This is a genomic window from Pseudorhodoferax sp. Leaf265, assembly GCF_001422365.1.
In the GTDB taxonomy this organism is placed as follows: domain Bacteria; phylum Pseudomonadota; class Gammaproteobacteria; order Burkholderiales; family Burkholderiaceae_C; genus Pseudorhodoferax.
In genome coordinates this window covers 17,043-33,504 of record NZ_LMMT01000039.1, presented here as the reverse complement: position 1 = coordinate 33,504, position 16,462 = coordinate 17,043, and the positions used below count along the sequence as shown (strand labels likewise).

The window sequence follows — 16,462 nt, the reverse complement described above, 5'->3', positions numbered from 1 at the left end:
GGGAGCCATGACATGATGAAGAAAGCCTTCGCTTCGCTCGCCAGCTTCGCGGGCCTCGGCCTGCTCTGCCTGAGCGCCGCAGCCCAGCAGAGCGGCACCGTGGACATCAACTTCCAGGGGCCGGGCGGCCACAGCAGTGGCAACTACGGCCGGACCAGCGCCGTGCACGCCGCAGGCCGCACCGTCATCCTGATCCAGAAGGCAGGCCTGCCTGCAGGCAGCTACGTGATCACGAACCTGACGGGTGGCAACTCGGTGAACAGCATCGCCTCCGACGGGCTGATCACGCTGCGCCTGAACGCCGCCGACGCCAGTGCCTACGACCAGTTGGTCAGCAAGCTGACCGAGCTGGCCACGGCCGGTGCCGATGCGGAGAACGCCTTCCGCAACGTGAAGGCCGGCGACCTCACCGCCGGCGCGCCGGCGACGATCCGGACCAGCGTCACGCGCAAGTAGGCCGCGCGACGCTCCGCAGACAAGGCGCGGCCCAGGCCGCGCCTTGTCATGTGCAGGAGCTCAGGCCAGGCCGTGCTTGCGGATCTTGTCGCTGAGCGTGGTCTTGGGCACACGCAGCGCACGCGCACTGTGCGCCACGTTGCCCTGGCTGCGGCCCAGTTCGGCGGCGATCAGGTCGCGTTCGTAGGCATCGACCATCTCCGTCAGCGACGGCTCGGCCGCCGCGTCGGCGCCACCGCCCTGCGCGCCGAGCACACCACTCGGGATGCCCAGCACCAGGCAATCGACCACGTTGCGCAGCTCGCGCACGTTGCCAGGCCAGTCGTGCGCCATGAGCCGGCGCATCTGCTCCTGCGACACGCCCCGGTGCGGCCGGTTGTAGCGGCTGGCGGCCAGCAGCATGAAGTGCTCGGTCAGCAGCGGCACATCCTCGCGGCGCTCGCGCAGCGCTGGCAGCTCGAGGGTGACGACATTGAGCCGGTAGTACAGGTCGAGCCGGAAGCCGCCGTCCTTGGCACGCTGCAGCAGGTTCTCCTTGGTGGCGGCCACCACGCGAACGTCGACCTGCATGCCTTCGTTGGAACCCAGCCGCTCCACGCGCCGCTCCTGCAGCACGCGCAGCAGCTTGATCTGCATGCCCGTGGGCATGGACTCCAGCTCATCCAGGAACAGCGTGCCCTGGTGCGCGTGCTCGATCTTGCCGATGCGCCGCTTCTGCGCGCCTGTGAACGCGCCGGGCTCGTGGCCGAACAGCTCGCTGTCGAGCAGGTTGTCCGGCATGCCGCCGCAGTTGAGCGCGACGAAGGGATTGCTGCGGCGCGTGGAGTGCGTGTGCAGCGCCTGGGCCACCACCTCCTTGCCGGTGCCGGTCTCGCCATGCACGAGCACGTCCACGGGCGAATCGGCCACCTCGCCGATCAGGCGGCGCACGCGCTGCATCTGCGGCGAGTTGCCGATCAGCTGGCTCTCCAGGCCTGCGCGGCTGGCCAACGACTTGCGCAGCGCCAGCACCTCCAGCGTCAACGCCCGCTTGTCCAGCGCGCGGCGCACGACCTCGACCAGCGCTTCGGGCGAGAACGGCTTGGGAATGAAATCGTAGGCGCCGCTGCGCATGGCCTCGACGGCCAGGCCCATGTCGCCGTGGCCGGTGATCATGATGGCCGGCAGGTCGGCATCGCGCTGGAGGCACCAGCGGATCAGCTCCAGCCCATCCTGACCGGGCAGGCGCATGTCGGTGACCAGGATGCCCGCGAAACCGGGTGGCAGCAGACCGTGCGCCTCTTCGGCCGAGGCGACCGCCCGCACCGCGATGCCGGCCAGTTGCATGGCCTGCACACAGCCCAGCTGCACATGGGGATCGTCCTCCACGATCAAAACGGAAAGCTCGGAATGGTTCATGGTGGAGCTGGGGCTTCGGCCGGAATCTGCAGCCGGAAACAGGTGCCACCGCCGTGGCGGTCGGACACCAGGATGTCGCCGCCGAAGCCGCGCACGATGTCGCGCGAGATCACGAGGCCCAGGCCCAGGCCGGCGCCGGGCGCCTTGGTGGTGAAAAAGGGTTCGAACAGCTGCTCGCGCGCCTGAGGCGACAGGCCGGCACCGTTGTCCTCGACGTCGATCCAGGTCCAGCGGCCGCCGCCCTGCGTGGGCGTGGAACTGCCCGCGCGCAGTTCCAGGCAGGGTTCGGGCGCCGCCGCCATGGCATCCAGCGCGTTGCCGATCAGGTTGATCAGTACCTGCTCCAGGCGGTTGGCGTCGCACCAGGCGAACACCGTGCCGGGCGCGCAGGCACTGACCACCTGGACGCGCATCTTGCGCAGCCGCAGGCCGTAGAGGAACAGGGCGTTGCTGAAGGTCTGGCCGATGTCGGTGGGGCCGTGCACGGCATCGGACTTGCGCGCGAAGGCCTTGAGCGGCTGGATGATGTTGCCCATCTGGTCGGTCAGCCGCCCGATGATCTGCAGGTTGCCGGCCAGCGGGTCCATCTGGCCGCGGCGCAGGAACTCCTCGGCGTTGCCCGACAGCGTGCGGATCGCACCCAGCGGCTGCGTCAGCTCGTGCGTGATGCCGGCGGCCAGCTGGCCCATCACGGCCATCTTGGCGGTCTGCACCAGCTCGTTCTGCGCGGCGCGCAGCGACTGCTCGGCCTGCTCGCGCTCACGCACCTCGCGCTTGAGCGAGGCGTTGGCCCCCAGCAGGTCCTGCGTGCGGGCCGCGACCTTGGATTCCAGTTCGGCGTTGGCGCGTTCCAGCAGGCGCCGGCCCTCGCGGCGCTGGCGCTGGATGCGGCGCGCCTGCACCAGCACCAGCACCAGCAGCACGAGGAACGCGGCGGCCACGGCCGACATGGCACCCTGCACCAGCGCAGCGTGGCGCACGTCCTTGAGGTCCAGGAACAGCATCACGCGCCAGTCCATGCCATCCAGCGGCCGCGTCAGCACCAGCTGCTCGTCGATGCGCTGGCGCTCGGCCTGCTGGTCCAGCCGCGGCACCAGCGGGAACTCCTGGATCTGCAGGTCGCTGTAGGTGCGCGTGAGCTGCATGTCCACGCGCTGCTCCAGCGTCAGCGGCGCCAGCGCGGTGTAACGCCAGGGCAGGTGCGAGCTGTGGATGACGATGCGGTTGGCATCGGCCAATAGTGCCGGCGCACCGACCATGGCCCAGGTCTGGTCGATCGGTTCCAGGCTGATCTTGATGGCGGCCACGCCCACCACCTGCGCGCCGTCACGGATCGGGTGCGAGACGAAGTAGCCGGGCATGTCCCCGTCCACGCCGATGGCGAAGTGGCGGCCGACGCGGCCTGACAAGGCGTCCAGGAAATAGGGGCGGAACGACACATCCATGCCGAGCATGCTGTCGTCGGGGTGGCTGTCGTTGCTGGAGGCCACCACCACCCCGCGGATGTCCAGCGTGAAGGCCGCCATGCTGCCCACATGCGCATTGAGCCGGCGCAGATACGCGCTGGCCGCAGCCACCCGGGCCGGCTCGGTCGGGGCGCGCAGCAGTGCCAGGATCTCGGGGTTCAGCTGGATGGTCGCGGGCACGTGCTCGGAACGTTTGACCATGCCCTCCACGGCAGACGCGAACAGGTCCAGCCGGTGGTTGGCCTCGCCCTGCAGCTGCCGCACGCCCGCCTGCTCGCCGTGCCGGTACGACAGCAGCGCGCAAGCGCCCATCAGCGCCAGCGCAGCGACGGCGGCCAGGAGGCGCCGTGCCGCACGCAAACGGTGGTTCTGGTCCGGCACGCGCTCCGTTTCAGTCGACCGGCTGGTCGTTCGGCGCTCGGTACAACTCGACGAGGTCTGGCGAGGCCGGCCAGTTGAGGTTCAGGCCGCGCGGTGGAATCGGCCGCTCGAACCATTTGGCGTAGATGCGCATGGCTTCGCCGGACTGCATCAGCTGCGTGAGCGCGGCATCGACGATGCGCTTGAGTTCGCGGTCGCCGCTGCGCATCATGCAGCCGTAGACCTCGGAGGACATGGGCGAGCCCACGACCACCCAGCGTTCGGGCTCGTGGGCCTTGGCGCGCTCGCCGTACAGCAGCGCATCGTCCATCATGAACGCGTCGACCCGGCCGCCCTCCAGCATCGCGAACGACTCGCCATGGTCCTTGGCGACGACGATGCTGAACTTGCGGCCGATGCCCTCGTTGAACAGGCGCAGCAGGCGCTCGGACGTGGTCGCGGCCGTGACCACCACGCGCTTGCCGGCAAGGTCGGGGAAGTCGTGGATGCCGGAATCGCGGGCCACCATGAGCCGCGTGCCGATCTTGAAGATGGACACCGAGAAGGCGACCTGGCGTGCACGCTCGCGATTGTGCGTGGTCGAGCCGCATTCGATGTCGACCGCGCCGTTTTGCACCAGCGCCAGCCGGTTCTGCGGCGTGACCGGCACCAGCTTGAGCGTCAACGCGGGCAGATTGAGCTCGGTCTTGAGGGCCTCCAGCACCTTGAGCATCAGGTCGTGCGAGTAGCCGACCACCTGGCGCCGGTTGTCGTAGTAGGAGAACGGCACCGAGGATTCGCGGTGGCCCAGGTTGATGGTGCCGGTGTCGGCGATGCGCTTGAGCGTGTCGATGGACTGGGCGGTCGCCGCGTGGGCGCAGCAGAGCAAGGTGGCGGACAGAAACAGGAAACGCAGCATGGGCAGGCGCGCGGCAGGCAATGGCAGAGGGCACGTGCCAGCACGCACTGTGCCAAGCGTGGCCGCATGCCGCGGCGCCCTTGCACGCAGGCCGGCTGCAGCCGCGCGCGAACGGTTTTCCGTCCAGCCGACGGCGGGGCGCACGGAAATCCGTCCGGGCACGGTCAACGGCCGCTCGGCATGGATTCGGGCCGCGTGTCGCAATCGCCCTTGAACAACTGGCGACCGTTGTCGCGCAGCAGGCGGGCGTGGCGCTTGCGCGTGTCCACGCGCCATTGCGCGCCGACGCCGAACACCACCTCGTCGCCCGCGACGAAACCCGAACTGAGCCATTGCCCGTTCACGGCCACGGCGTTCTCGGCCGCGCTGTAGCGCACCTCCACACGGCGCGCCGCCTGCCCGGCATCGGGCTGCATCTGGCAGTACAGGCTGCGGCTGTCGGGCGGGCTGCCGCGCGCGGCGAGTTCAGCCGCGATCTGCGCTGCACGGCCCGGCGCGCCGCTGGCCTCGCAACTGAACCGGGCCACCAGGGCGGTGCCGTCCATGGTGTGCACGGGCTCGAACACCAGGCGCGCGAGGTCGGTCCGGCCGCTGCGGCGCGGCGGCTGGACGAAAGGTTGCTCGGGCTCGAGCCGGCCCGAAGGCATGACCGAATTGAGAATGGCGATGCGCTGGGGTGTGCGGCAGTCGACCACGTAATTGGCGTAGCCGACCAGCGGCGAGGGACGCTGCGCATGCACGAGGAAATAGGTGCCGGCCACATGGTCACGGTCGACCACATCGAGCGCGATGGCGTCCACGCCGACCAGCATCTCGTCGATGCGCTGCACCATGTGGAAGGTGGCCGGCGCAGGTTGCGCCGCCGCTGTCAGCGCCAGGAACGCGGCAATGCAGAAGAAAAGGCGGTGGGAAGGCATCAAGGGGTTGCAGACCCCGCCGGTGCCGCACACGGACCTACATGGCGGGCTTGTCGCTCAGGGACTTCAGATTGTCGCGCAGCTGCTGGCTCATCGGCAGGCCGAGGTTGATGCCGCGCGGCGGGATCGGCGACATGAACCACTTGTTGTACAGCCGCTCGAACTCGCCCGACTTCATGGCATCGGAGAACACGCCGTCGACCAGCGCCTTGAAGGCAGGGTCGTCCTTGCGCACCATGCAGGCATAGGGCTCGACCTGCAGCGAATCGCCGACGACCTCGAGCTGTTCCGACATCTTGGAGTTGGCGCGCAGGCCGAACAGCAGGATGTCGTCCATCGCAAAGGCGACGGCGCGGTCGCTCTCCACCAGCAGCAGCGAGTCGTCGTGGTCCTTGCCCAGCACCACCGTCATACCGATGCTGTTGTCCTGGTTGTACTTGCGGATGACCTGGGCGTTGGTGGTTCCTGTCGTCGTGGCCACGGTCTTGCCGGCGAGGTCGGCGTAGTTCTTGATGCCCGACGACTTCTTCACCAGCAGGCGGGTGCCGGTATAAAAGTGGTTGATGGCGAAGGCCACGTCCTTGCCGCGCGCGGTGTTGTTGGTGGTCGAGCCGCATTCCAGATCGATGGTGCCGTTGGTGAGCAACGGAATGCGGTTCTGCGAGGTCACCGCCATGGTGCCGACCTCCAGGTTGGGCTTGTTCAGCTTCTTCTTGACGGCCTCGACAACAGCGTCGGTCAGATCGACCGCGAAGCCCACGGCCTTGGTCGAGCCGGCCAGGTAGCTGAACGGCACCGACGATTCGCGGTACGCCACGGTGATCTTGTTGTTCTCGGCCACCTTCTTCAAGGTGTCGGCATGGACAGCTGACAAGCTGGCGCAGCACAGGGCAATGGCGCTCAGGCGGGACAAGGCAGGCATGGGCTTCCTCGGCAAGCGGATGGGGGTTTGCAGTGTAGGCAGGCGGCCCATGCTGGAAGCAAGGGATATGCCTGAGGCCAGGCGCGACATCGTGCGGTACGTCACCGCCAAGTGGGCCGGTAAAACCCGCTCACGCGCACGGCGCGCCTTGCTTACGCTGGCGGCCCAGCACACAACACAAGGAGACCCGCCACCATGCAGACCGCCCCACGCCGATTGCTGCTGTCCATTGCCCTGCTCGCCCTTGTGGCCGGCAGCCTGCCCGCCACGGCGCAGCCGGCGGTCTGGCCGAGCAAGCCGGTCCGCATCGTCGTCACCTTCCCGCCCGGTGGCGCGCCAGACACGCTGGCACGCCTGCTCGCTGACAAGTGGAGCGCGCTGGGCCAGCCCGTCACGGTGGACAACAAGCCCGGCGCGGGCGGCAACATCGGCGCCGACATGGTGGCCAAGAGCCCGCCCGATGGCGCCACGCTGGTGCTGGGCACGGTGGGCACACACGCCATCAACGCAGCCCTGTACGACAAGATGCCGTACAACAACCTCAAGGACTTCACGCCGATCAGTTTCCTGGCCAGCACACCCAACCTGCTGGTCGTCAACAAGACGGTGCCGGCCCACAACGTGCAGGAGTTGGTGGCACTGGCCAAGCGGGAGCCGCTGGCCTTCGGCTCATCGGGCAGCGGCACCTCGATCCACCTGTCGGGCGAACTGTTCAACACGCTGGCCGGTGTGAAGATGCAGCATGTGCCCTACAAGGGCCGCGCCCAGGCGATCCCGGACCTACTGGGCGGACGCATCGCGATGATCTTCGACAACATGCCGTCGGCCCTGCCGCTCGTGAAATCCGGCGAACTCAAGGCGCTGGGCGTGACCAGCGCACAGCGCTCACCCGCCGCACCGGACATTCCGACGATCGCGGAGGCCGGCTTGCCCGGATTCGAGGCCACCTCCTGGTTCGCACTGCTGGGGCCGGCCGGCATGCCGCGCGACATCCAGCTGCGCATCAACCAGGAAGTTGCGCGTGTGCTGGCCCTGCCCGACGTGAAGGAGAAACTGGCCACCCTGGGCCTGGATCCGAACCCCGGCACGCCTGACGCCTTGATGGCGCTGATGCAGAGCGAGACCGCGAAATGGGCCAAGGTGGTCAAGGCATCTGGGGCCAAGCCAGACTGAGCTATAATCCGCAGTTACCTGATTTCCAATCAGGAAACGCCTGGCCAGGCAACGCCGAATCTCACGGCGGCACGTCGACAAGATCGCTCACGACGAAAAACGCAGAGTGGTCCTGCATGCGAAAGTGCCGTAAACGTGGACCGCGTAAGAGTCCACGACCAAATTCCCCAAGGCAGTCAGATCGAAGCCAGTCCGTCATTCGACCGACTGGCGTTTTGCGTGTTTGGCCGCCTCTTGCCAGGCCGCCAGCGTGGTTGTTCCAGACCTCAATGGGCACACATCAGTCCAACAGACAAGGAACGCCCAAAGAAAAGCCCCGCTGACGCGGGGCTTGCACTGCCTGCGAATGCGAACCTGCCTAAGTCGGCAAACCCTTGGTGGTATGCCGTTTGTGGTCATCGGCGCCAGCCCGAACCGGCACCGTTTTGCTCGGCACATAGGGGACGGTCATCGCGCTGTTCACGTGGGTCCTGGGCTCGACGGCCGCCGATGCAGGCGGTACGGGCTTCGAACTGTCGCTCCTGGTTTGATCGCTCATGCTTGAAGAATCCGGTTCGGTAATCAGGTCGCCAGCGGGCGTGCCAAGCGCGCATCAGGTGCACCTGGGCATTCTTTTTGCCCAAGCCCCAATGCATTCGATGCAACATCCGCGCCATGCGCGTGACTGCAATGAAATCAACAGACAAACTTCCGCACGGCAGCCGCGTCGAGCCCTTGTGTAAAAAAAGCCGACAGAGCAACCCGATACACGCTTGGTTTTGAGGTCGTGCGGTACACGGCACCGCCCGCCAATCACAAACGACGATCGAACCAACGCCACGCACTGACCGCCCACCGGCTCAGCGATGTAGGAAAAGACTGATGACGGCCGACGTTACATCCAAGCCGGGAATAGACAAAAAATGCCAGCAAGTAGTTGATCATCAAGACTGGCACACTGCTTGCTTCAGGCTGATGATGACTTCCATTCAGCCGATGAAACGCCTCTTGATCGCCGCCGCATCGCTGCTTGCTGTCTCTGCAGCATGCGCATTGGGCGCATATCCTGACCTTCCGCCGGTTCGAGCACTTCCTGACGTTGCCGCTTCGTGGGCCGCATCAACGTTCAGCGGCAGCCACGGCGGCATGTGGGAAGTGGTTGCAGCAATTGCCGTCATGGCAGTGATCGCCAAGCGCAACGGCAAGGCCTGACCGCCGGCGGCGTCAGGTTGGCGCCTCGCGCGCATGTGCCATGCAAAAGATGTGCGGCATGTCACATTAGAAATACGGTGTCATGGTTACGCTCGCGCACCATGAAACAAATTCGCATTTCAAGCACGCGCGAAGTGGCGCAGCACCAGGGCCAACGCTTCGTCTGCGAGTGGATGGAAGGCTCGTTGATGAACCGGTGGCTGCTGAAGAACCGACTGGCCGAAGCACTGGAGGTGCACGGCACAGGAAGCCACTGGGTTGAATCGCGCGACATCCAACCCGTCCGCCAAGCTGCAACCGCCTAGCATCGAAGGGGCATCGCCGCTGCCTTGCAGACGAAGACGCGGCGATAGCATCGAGGCAGTCGCACACCGCCAACGAAAAAGCCTCTGAAGTCACAGACTCCAGAGGCTTTGAATGTTGGTGGCGCTTCACGGACGCGCATCCGGAACCCGTATTGGCTCTAAAAAGATCAACGAAATCAACGACCTGTCGCTCCGCGCAGGGATTTCGAAGCGACACGTGGTGTCACCCCGAAGTGTACCTGTGACTAACGTTTGCGTCGAGTTTCGACACCCGGCAAAGGCATCCAAGTCCCCCCTGAAAATTCAGCTCTCAGCAGCACGCCAGCAGGTGATTTCTGCAGACCGTGGTCGGCACCGCTGCGGCGTCCCACAGGCCGAGCGCAGACACCGTGATAAAGCTTGGCGAAGGCGCAGAGGTCGGCGCTGTGGCCACCGCCGACGGTCCGCTGACCAGCGCAATGCCGTATGCGCAAAGGTTGCCCGTGCGGTCCGGCACAGCCCACCGATCGGCGGCGAGGCCTGGCCAATCAGCATGCGCCACATGAGCCCCCTTCGTGGGGCCTTCTCGTATCGAGATGCGCGTGGACAGGTTCCGCGCGATGATCGGCTCCCGCACGAGGGTGGCAGCGATGATCAGTATTTTGAGAATGCCTGCTGTCGTGAGCATCACGGGCCGCAGTCGCATGAGCATCTACCGCGCAGTTCGCGAAGGGATCTTCACTAGGCCTGTGCGAATCGGCATGAACGCGGTCGGCTGGCCAGACTACGAAGTTGCCTCGCTGGTCGCCGCGTGTGTAGCGGGCAAGACGTCTAACGAGGTGCGAGAGTTAGTTGTCCTCCTCCATGAAAAGCGCATGACCGCCCTCGACGAGGTGAAGTGGCCCAGCGATTGAGTACACTCGCAGGCTCCCTGCCGGTTTAGCTCAGTTGGTAGAGCACCCGCCTTGTAAGCGGACGGTCGTCAGTTCGATTCCGACAACCGGCACCACGACGTTCTGTCGCAGCTCTACGCCGCCTTCGGGCGGCCTCGTCGTTTATGAGCCCCCACAGCACCCGAGTCACGCAGTCCGTTGCGGCGCTGGCCGATCCGTGATCGTCTTCGTGAAATGGGGGCATGGCGCAGTCCGACAAAATGCCTCGCGGCGCGGGAGCGTGCGTTTGAACTTGAAACGAAGCCGCAGGCCACTCATGGCTTGACGGCATCCTTCCGCCAGTTGCACGAAAGCTTGACGACCCCGTCCTTGACGAGGTCCTTCCATTGCGGTTCCTGACGTTCGGCGGGAAGTGCTGCCGCCGCGCCGCCATTCGCATTCACGAATCTCGCGAAGCGCGTCTGGAACGATTTCCAGAGATCGTCGGCTCCTTTGAAGATCTCATCGCGATTCCAGTGGTCGATGACACCGCCGGTGGCGCGGTCCGCGCCGCGCGTGTAGGCGACCCACGCCGTGCCGCTCTTGTACAAGCCGAACTCGCGTGTGCCGCTCACCGGATGGTCGCCGTAAGCCGAAAAGTCGGGCTTCCAAGTGTCGTCCGCCCCGATCGTGGAGAAGCGCCAGTAGTAACGGTCAGCCGATCGCTTGATGTCCGAGACCACGACCAGCGCACGCTCGATCCGCGACGACTTGTCCTTGCTCCTCACCGAGCCGAACTTGTTGAGGATGTCGAACAGCATGAGGGCGCCCGTCGGGTCGGCCTGGTTCCAGATCGGCTTGTCGACCGCGCCGTCATACGGACCGAACTGCGAGTTCGTTTGGTCGATGAGTTCGGCGAGATGGCTCCGCAGGTAGTTGAACAAGGCCTCGGGGGTGGCCGGCTGGGCCGTGTTCGGAAGCTTGGGCAGGCTGGTCACCTTAACCTGGTACGAGTCGACATTCGTCGGCTCGCCGCCGTCGGCCCGCTCGATCGCGTTGAACGCGAACTTCATGCCGCCCGAGCCGGTCCTCTTCGCGATGATCCTCTGCAAGTCGTCGGAGGGACAAAAGTTGAGAATGTCGGCGTTGTCATTCGGTGTGAAGGCACCGGCATTCCCAGGGCAGGCTGCGGCCGCCACTAGGCAGCTCGCGGTGATGGCGTGGATTGTTCGATGCAATGCAGCGGAAGGGGACGTTGAGACATTCATCGCGGATCTCCTTCTGGTTTGTTCAGCCTCGGGTTTTTCTCTTTTGGAGCGCGAGGCGCGCCACGAAGCGCGGCCCCGATTCCTGGTGCATGCAGGTGGCGAGTTCGCCGGCTGCGATCGAGGGTGACACGGGTTCGTGGACATAGGTCGCGGGCAGGTAGGCTTCGCGTTCCTCCACGTAGACGAAGTGAGAGACCTTCTCGCGCACACCAAAGCCGCTGTGGTCGAGCAGCGCATCGAGGTTGATGTCGATGCTCCAGCTGCGGCGCGGGCCGCGATAGCCGTCTGCCGGCCGGCCGACGCCCTGCAGGGCGCCCAGCGACATGGGCATCGGAGGGCGTGCGCTGCGGCAGGTGATGCCCGCTTCGTTGACGTATTCACTCGTCACGTGGGCCCAGACGCGGGTGCCGATGATGTCGTCCGCGGCATCGAAGCGGTCGTTCAGCGGCCCCAGGCCTTCGACGGTCACCCGGGCGAACTCCACGCTGTCGCGCAGCAGGGTGGTCACGCTGACGTCGCGGCGAGGAAGCAGCTGCACCCATTGCGTGATCGGGAACGAGACCTGGAGATCCTTCGGCGCGTGGGGTTGGAACCGAACGAGCCCCAAGCGCACGAAAGGTTGCGCCTCGAACGCATGCTCGATGGCGGCGTCCACATACCACTGCTCGGTCTCCATGTCGAAGCGTGGCTCGTAGGTCACCAGCGACACGTCGAGCGTGATGGCAGGCGTGTCCGCCTGCGGCTGGTCCGGGGTCGCATCGACGCGAACCGGCATGCTGACATTCGGCGCCAGTTCCGCGGGGAAGCCCGCAGCACTAGGCGGGCGGACGGGACCGAGGTCCTTGAACGACGATGGATCCAGGAAGCCGGGAAATGCCGGGTTGGCGGGTGCGCGCGGATCGACAGGCCTAGTCGGGTCGCTGCCCCAGCGGGTCACGAAGCGGCCGCCTGGCCCCAGGTCCTCGTCCATGAATTCGGACAGCTTGAGCACGTCCGGATGCGTCGAATATCCGCCAGGCCCGACGGGCTGCGGCGGCAGTCCTGCGGCCTCGTTCAGCCAGCCGGGGGGCCAGACGACGATGCCCAGTCTTTCTCCCTGGCCAGACGAGAACCAGCCGCGACCGAGCGGGATGCGAATCACCGAGCCGCGGCTGGCGCTACGGGCATTCGGCGCAGACCAGACGAAGGCCGGCACCGGCGTCTGCGTAATAGGTTCGGAGGGGCGGATGCCGGCGGGAATCCATATCGGAACCTCCGGTAACTTGTCGTCGAAGGGCTCCACCGCCGCCTGGCCGGGCTGCAAGCGCTGCCCGAGCCTTGCCACGCCGCTGGCGGTCCGCATCAGCTCCTCGTGGCGAGGCCGCGCGATCATGCGGACCATGAGCCGGCGTGCCTTGCGATCGGGAAAGATGTGGCGCGTGGCGATGTGGCCCCATCCGCCCTTGCCCGCCCCGGGTTTCACCGCGCCCAGGTCCATGCGCCACATGCCGTCGTCTTCCGGGGCCAACTGGCACGACACCGGCGTTGGCAAGTCTGCGAGTTCCAGCAGGGAAATCTCGGTCTCCGGAAGCGTCACACGGCCATCATCGCCGACCTTGAAACCGAAGACATGCTCGGTCTCGACCGACTTGCCGCAATGCTCGGGCCACGCGCCGTTGCGCCGATCGCGGGCGCTGCGTCCTCGCCGCGGGTCATCGAATGCGGAGGCGTTCGGGAACACGGTCCTTGCCCGGAACTCGATGGACGCAGTGGTGTGGAGGTCGACGCGGATATCGCCTGCCAACAGGTATTCCGTCAACGCGGCTGCGACGTCTGCCGGGGCCGCGTCGGCCGGAGCGGGTCGGCGGAGTTCCAGCCGGCGGAGGGAATCTGTCGGTTCGAAAGCCGGCAGGCGGAACGGCCGCAGCGTGGCGTGGGTCACGCGCAGCGTCTGCACTGCGGCGAGCTCGTCCAGCGGGCGTGCCGTCAGGGTGTCGTGTAGGGCGTTGGCGATCGCGAGGCGCGTCACCGGGCCGGGTGCTGGAAGGCCGCCGACGCCATCGTTGCCTTGCAGGGCTTGCATCGAGTCGGCCTCCGGCCAGCAGCAGTAGGTCCTTAGCGTGCCCTCGACGGCGCGGGCCATCTGCGGCGGGAGCATCTTCTTCAGGGCGGACACCAACAATCCGGGCAACAGCTTGGGCAATTGATCAAGATCACCCTTCACGTCCTTGCCGGCACTCAACAGGGCCAGCGTCCCGATGTTCTCGACCGGTGCGAACCAGCTGGCAAGTGCCTGCTCGTCGGGGATGCACCAGACGTCGACATCGAAGTCGTCGCCGGGGGCCAGCGTGACGACGACTTCTACGGCGTGGGCGACCGCCGGGGATGTCTGGCGCCGCGATGGTTGCGACAGGACCTGATGAAGGCGGGGGCGCGCGCCGCGATGCCGGACCGAGGGATCGCGCTCGATCCGCAAAACCAGCGGCCGGCAATGTGGATACGTTCCAGCCTTGCGAATCGGCGTGGTGAAGGGCCGGCCGTCGAGGTAGTTGTTGGTTCCGGCGTGGCGCACCGCGACGACCCAGGTCATTGCTGCGGGGTCCGGGTAATAGCGGCGGTGGGTCGGGCCACTTGAGCCCACCCGCTCTTCGTAGACTGCATCGCCGCGTTGGTCGCGACCAGTGGCGATCGTCCGCTCGCCAAAGAAGACTTCGCCATTGATGCCTTCGAAGGACGGTGCCGCCACGAACGGAAAACCGCCGGCCGCGGCATCGAACCGGACATCCGGCAGGCCTGCGGTGGGATGCTTGTGCGCGGGGTTGCGGTCGAACACGCCATGCATTGCAGCGAACGGCCGCTCCACCGAGGGCGGCACGAAGATGCGTTGCGTGCTGGCCGGCGCCGCCCGATCGGCGTACTTGGGGTCGCCGGCGCTGCGGACGATCGCATGTGCGGATCGTTCGAACCCCATCAAGGAATTGGAGCGCAGTGCGACGTCCCTGTGCATGAGAAGCGTGGGTGCCGAGATCCGTTCGTGCCGAAGAAATCGGCGCACGCCGGAGCGATCCTTGTCACGGGCCGGAAGCGTGAGCACGCTGTCCTTCAGGCAGGCATCCGGCCCTGCGCCTTCATACAGCCGTCGTGCATGCTGCAGCGGCAGGGAGATCGAGCCGGTGTAGACAGCTCGAACGCCGAGGCGATAAGGCCAGCCGAAACGCAGCGGCGGCGGCAGGCGATCACGCTGAGCATGGTCCTTGGTGGGCAGCCGGATGGTCTCGCCGATGCCGACCGGTGCAGGAGCCCTCTTTTGTGCATCCGTGCCGGCGCATTGGGCCGCCATGGGCTCCCCCGTCCACACCGCCACCACCTCTTCGACGTAGGCGTCCTTGCTTTTTTCGTCCTTGCCCGATTCCGCGGTCGGCGCCAAGCGTGCCGGTAGGCTGAGTTGCGCGTCGTCGAGTGTCTGTTGCCAGCCCGAGGGCGTGTCGATGGCCCCGCCCATCAACAACTGCATCGTGTTCCTGACAGACACCGTGTCGTGGTTGCCGTAGGTCACCTGTCGGGCCATCAGGCTGCGCCAGGCCACGCCGCACTCGCCAGACGCCAAGTCCTCAGATGGCACGCCGATGTCGAGCCGGTAGCCGACCAGCAGATCCGTCGAGTCGAGTACGACGAGCTGTGGCTGCTTCAAGTGACTGGTGCGCGCGGCGAACTGGTTGACGGTCTGCTCGAGGCGTCCGCGATCCAGCAGCACCAGTCCGGCCGTGGAGTGCGTCTTGCGTGCCCATTGGCTGGGTTTGCACGCCAGCAGCGGCTCGGGCGCGCCTGCGGCGGGTGGGATCTCCTTGGGATCCGGAAGGACCATGCGGTCGAGTGCGCCGTTCGTGGCGCGTTGCACGTCGAGGCTGCTCAGCGCAAAGCGGCTGAGGATTGGCGGCTGGGCGTTCGGTTCCCTCGGGGCTCCGGTGAATTGCTGCCCGAGCGCGAGCACGCCTTCGTGCTGGGACGCCTGCGGATGAAGCACACCTCGCTTCGCCGACGTCAGCAACTCCAGTCGGCTGGCCGGGAAGAAATGCATCTCGCGACCAGGTCGATAGCGCACCAGGGTCCAGATCACTTTGTCGGTCTCCGCGCCTTCCGGAACGATGCCGAGCAGCAGGTGAACCACCGTGTCCTCGCTGCCGCTCTGATCCGAAGAAAGGCTCAATGCGCGATTGAGGTCGTCCCGGTTGATGTCGAGGTCGACGGTGAGCCCGAACAGGCGGGACAGAGCGGCCGAGCCCTGGATCGCGAAGTAGCGCTGCATCACAACGTCCGAGCCGGAATTCACGGCGGCGCGCGGTTCATGGGGATTCGCGGCCTGGTGCGAGCGTGCGGCATGCGGGAGCGCTTCGGAGACCTTGCCGCGGTCTCCAGCGTGATCGGCCGGGCTCAACAGCCAGGGAGCGCTGGCGAGGCCGGGCTTGGCGTTCCCGCACTTTTCGTACTGCTTGTCGACCGCTTCTTGCGCCTGGATGAAACGACTGCGCGCTGCATCGCGCAGCTTCTGCTGCTCCGGACTTCGGTTGACTTCCTCGGGCGACAGGAACTTGTTTTCCGGGTTCTGCGGCGGGGTGTCGGCCTCGGTGCGGCTCGCGCAGAAGATCTTGCCGAGGCAGGCGTTCTCCTCTTCCGAGTAGGTGATGAAATCGCCGTGCGCCCAGCGGGCGGTGGAACAGATCTCGTGGGCGCGCTCGCTTTCGAGCAAGAGCGCCAGGTCGCTCTGGCGTGATGGCACCACGGCTTCGACGTTGGTGCTGCCTTCCTTGGGATCCGGCGATTTCGGATCCAGGGTCTTGCCGGCCTGCAGGACATGACCGGCATTCGAGGCTAGCAGCGATCGTTCGAGGATCCCCCAGACGTCCGCGGGCAACTGGCCCTCGTTGTCCTTGAAGCCGTCTTCCCACAACGTCTGGAGCCACTTTGGAGGACTGGCGCTCCAGGCCACGGCACCGGATGACCAATGGGCCTTGCAGTCAGCGCTCATCTGAGGCGAGCGGATTGCATCCTCGAATGTGGCCGGGCAATCATCGCCCGTCACGCGCAGGCGCACGACCCTCAATGTCCAGTTCTTCTTCCGCCATTCGTCGACCAGGGTGGACGGCAAGGTCGACAGCACCTGCTTTCCGGGCGAAGGGGACAGCATCACTGTCGCGCGCAGGCGCCGATGGTCGATGACACCCGAGGGAATGACTTTGAAGATGCCATTGACGGACAT

The 16,462-nt window shown here is 66.1% G+C and carries 13 protein-coding genes and 1 tRNA gene; 6 read left to right on the top strand and 8 right to left on the bottom strand.

Annotated elements, in window-relative coordinates:
• The first annotated feature begins 12 nt into the window (after positions 1-12).
• Positions 13-456: a peptidase dimerization domain-containing protein gene (locus tag ASF45_RS29060; RefSeq protein WP_156473232.1), complete on the top strand. Its 444-nt coding sequence runs from the start codon at positions 13-15 to the stop codon at positions 454-456.
• Between the two features lie 60 nt (positions 457-516).
• Here ASF45_RS29060 and ASF45_RS29055 read toward each other — a convergent pair whose 3' ends face one another.
• From ASF45_RS29055 to ASF45_RS29035, 5 genes are all read right to left on the bottom strand, one after another.
• On the bottom strand, positions 517-1,854 hold the full coding sequence (locus tag ASF45_RS29055) for a sigma-54 dependent transcriptional regulator (RefSeq protein ID WP_056671909.1): 1,338 nt from the start codon (positions 1,852-1,854) through the stop codon (positions 517-519).
• On the bottom strand, positions 1,851-3,701 hold the full coding sequence (locus ASF45_RS29050) for an ATP-binding protein (RefSeq protein WP_056671906.1): 1,851 nt from the start codon (positions 3,699-3,701) through the stop codon (positions 1,851-1,853). The genes ASF45_RS29055 and ASF45_RS29050 overlap by 4 nt, the downstream gene beginning before the upstream one ends.
• A 10-nt stretch (positions 3,702-3,711) precedes the next feature.
• The gene (locus tag ASF45_RS29045; protein ID WP_056672817.1) at positions 3,712-4,599 is read right to left on the bottom strand and encodes a transporter substrate-binding domain-containing protein; all 888 of its coding nucleotides are present in this window, start codon (positions 4,597-4,599) and stop codon (positions 3,712-3,714) included.
• A gap of 164 nt (positions 4,600-4,763) precedes the next feature.
• Entirely contained in the window at positions 4,764-5,516 is a 753-nt protein-coding gene (locus ASF45_RS29040) for a hypothetical protein (RefSeq protein WP_056671903.1), read from the bottom strand.
• Between the two features lie 37 nt (positions 5,517-5,553).
• Positions 5,554-6,438, bottom strand: coding sequence for a transporter substrate-binding domain-containing protein (locus tag ASF45_RS29035; protein WP_082551347.1), 885 nt, complete (start codon positions 6,436-6,438; stop codon positions 5,554-5,556).
• Between the two features lie 195 nt (positions 6,439-6,633).
• Between ASF45_RS29035 and ASF45_RS29030 the strand changes: the two genes are divergently transcribed.
• The 3 genes from ASF45_RS29030 to ASF45_RS35685 all read left to right on the top strand — a co-directional run bounded on the left by ASF45_RS29030 (position 6,634) and on the right by ASF45_RS35685 (position 9,107).
• The gene (locus ASF45_RS29030; protein WP_056671901.1) at positions 6,634-7,611 is read left to right on the top strand and encodes a tripartite tricarboxylate transporter substrate binding protein; all 978 of its coding nucleotides are present in this window, start codon (positions 6,634-6,636) and stop codon (positions 7,609-7,611) included.
• 861 nt (positions 7,612-8,472) lie between these two features.
• Entirely contained in the window at positions 8,473-8,802 is a 330-nt protein-coding gene (locus ASF45_RS35690; RefSeq protein WP_156473231.1) for a hypothetical protein, read from the top strand.
• Positions 8,803-8,903: 101 nt separating this feature from the next.
• Positions 8,904-9,107: a hypothetical protein gene (locus ASF45_RS35685; RefSeq protein ID WP_156473230.1), complete on the top strand. Its 204-nt coding sequence runs from the start codon at positions 8,904-8,906 to the stop codon at positions 9,105-9,107.
• A gap of 310 nt (positions 9,108-9,417) precedes the next feature.
• Here the strand turns inward: ASF45_RS35685 and ASF45_RS35910 are convergent, their stop codons facing one another.
• Positions 9,418-9,792 (bottom strand): hypothetical protein, encoded by a 375-nt coding sequence (locus tag ASF45_RS35910; RefSeq protein ID WP_162244067.1) that lies wholly within the window; start codon positions 9,790-9,792, stop codon positions 9,418-9,420.
• Here ASF45_RS35910 and ASF45_RS29025 point away from each other — a divergent pair.
• Both ASF45_RS29025 and ASF45_RS29020 read left to right on the top strand, forming a co-directional pair.
• On the top strand, positions 9,791-10,000 hold the full coding sequence (locus tag ASF45_RS29025) for an AlpA family transcriptional regulator (RefSeq protein WP_235581073.1): 210 nt from the start codon (positions 9,791-9,793) through the stop codon (positions 9,998-10,000). The two genes, ASF45_RS35910 and ASF45_RS29025, sit on opposite strands and share 2 nt — an antisense overlap.
• A 19-nt stretch (positions 10,001-10,019) precedes the next feature.
• A tRNA-Thr gene (locus ASF45_RS29020) sits at positions 10,020-10,095 on the top strand.
• Positions 10,096-10,293: 198 nt separating this feature from the next.
• Here ASF45_RS29020 and ASF45_RS29015 read toward each other — a convergent pair.
• Complete coding sequence (locus ASF45_RS29015) at positions 10,294-11,226, bottom strand: hypothetical protein (protein ID WP_156473229.1); 933 nt, start codon at positions 11,224-11,226, stop codon at positions 10,294-10,296.
• A gap of 22 nt (positions 11,227-11,248) precedes the next feature.
• The gene (locus ASF45_RS29010) at positions 11,249-16,462 is read right to left on the bottom strand and encodes a hypothetical protein (RefSeq protein WP_056671895.1); all 5,214 of its coding nucleotides are present in this window, start codon (positions 16,460-16,462) and stop codon (positions 11,249-11,251) included.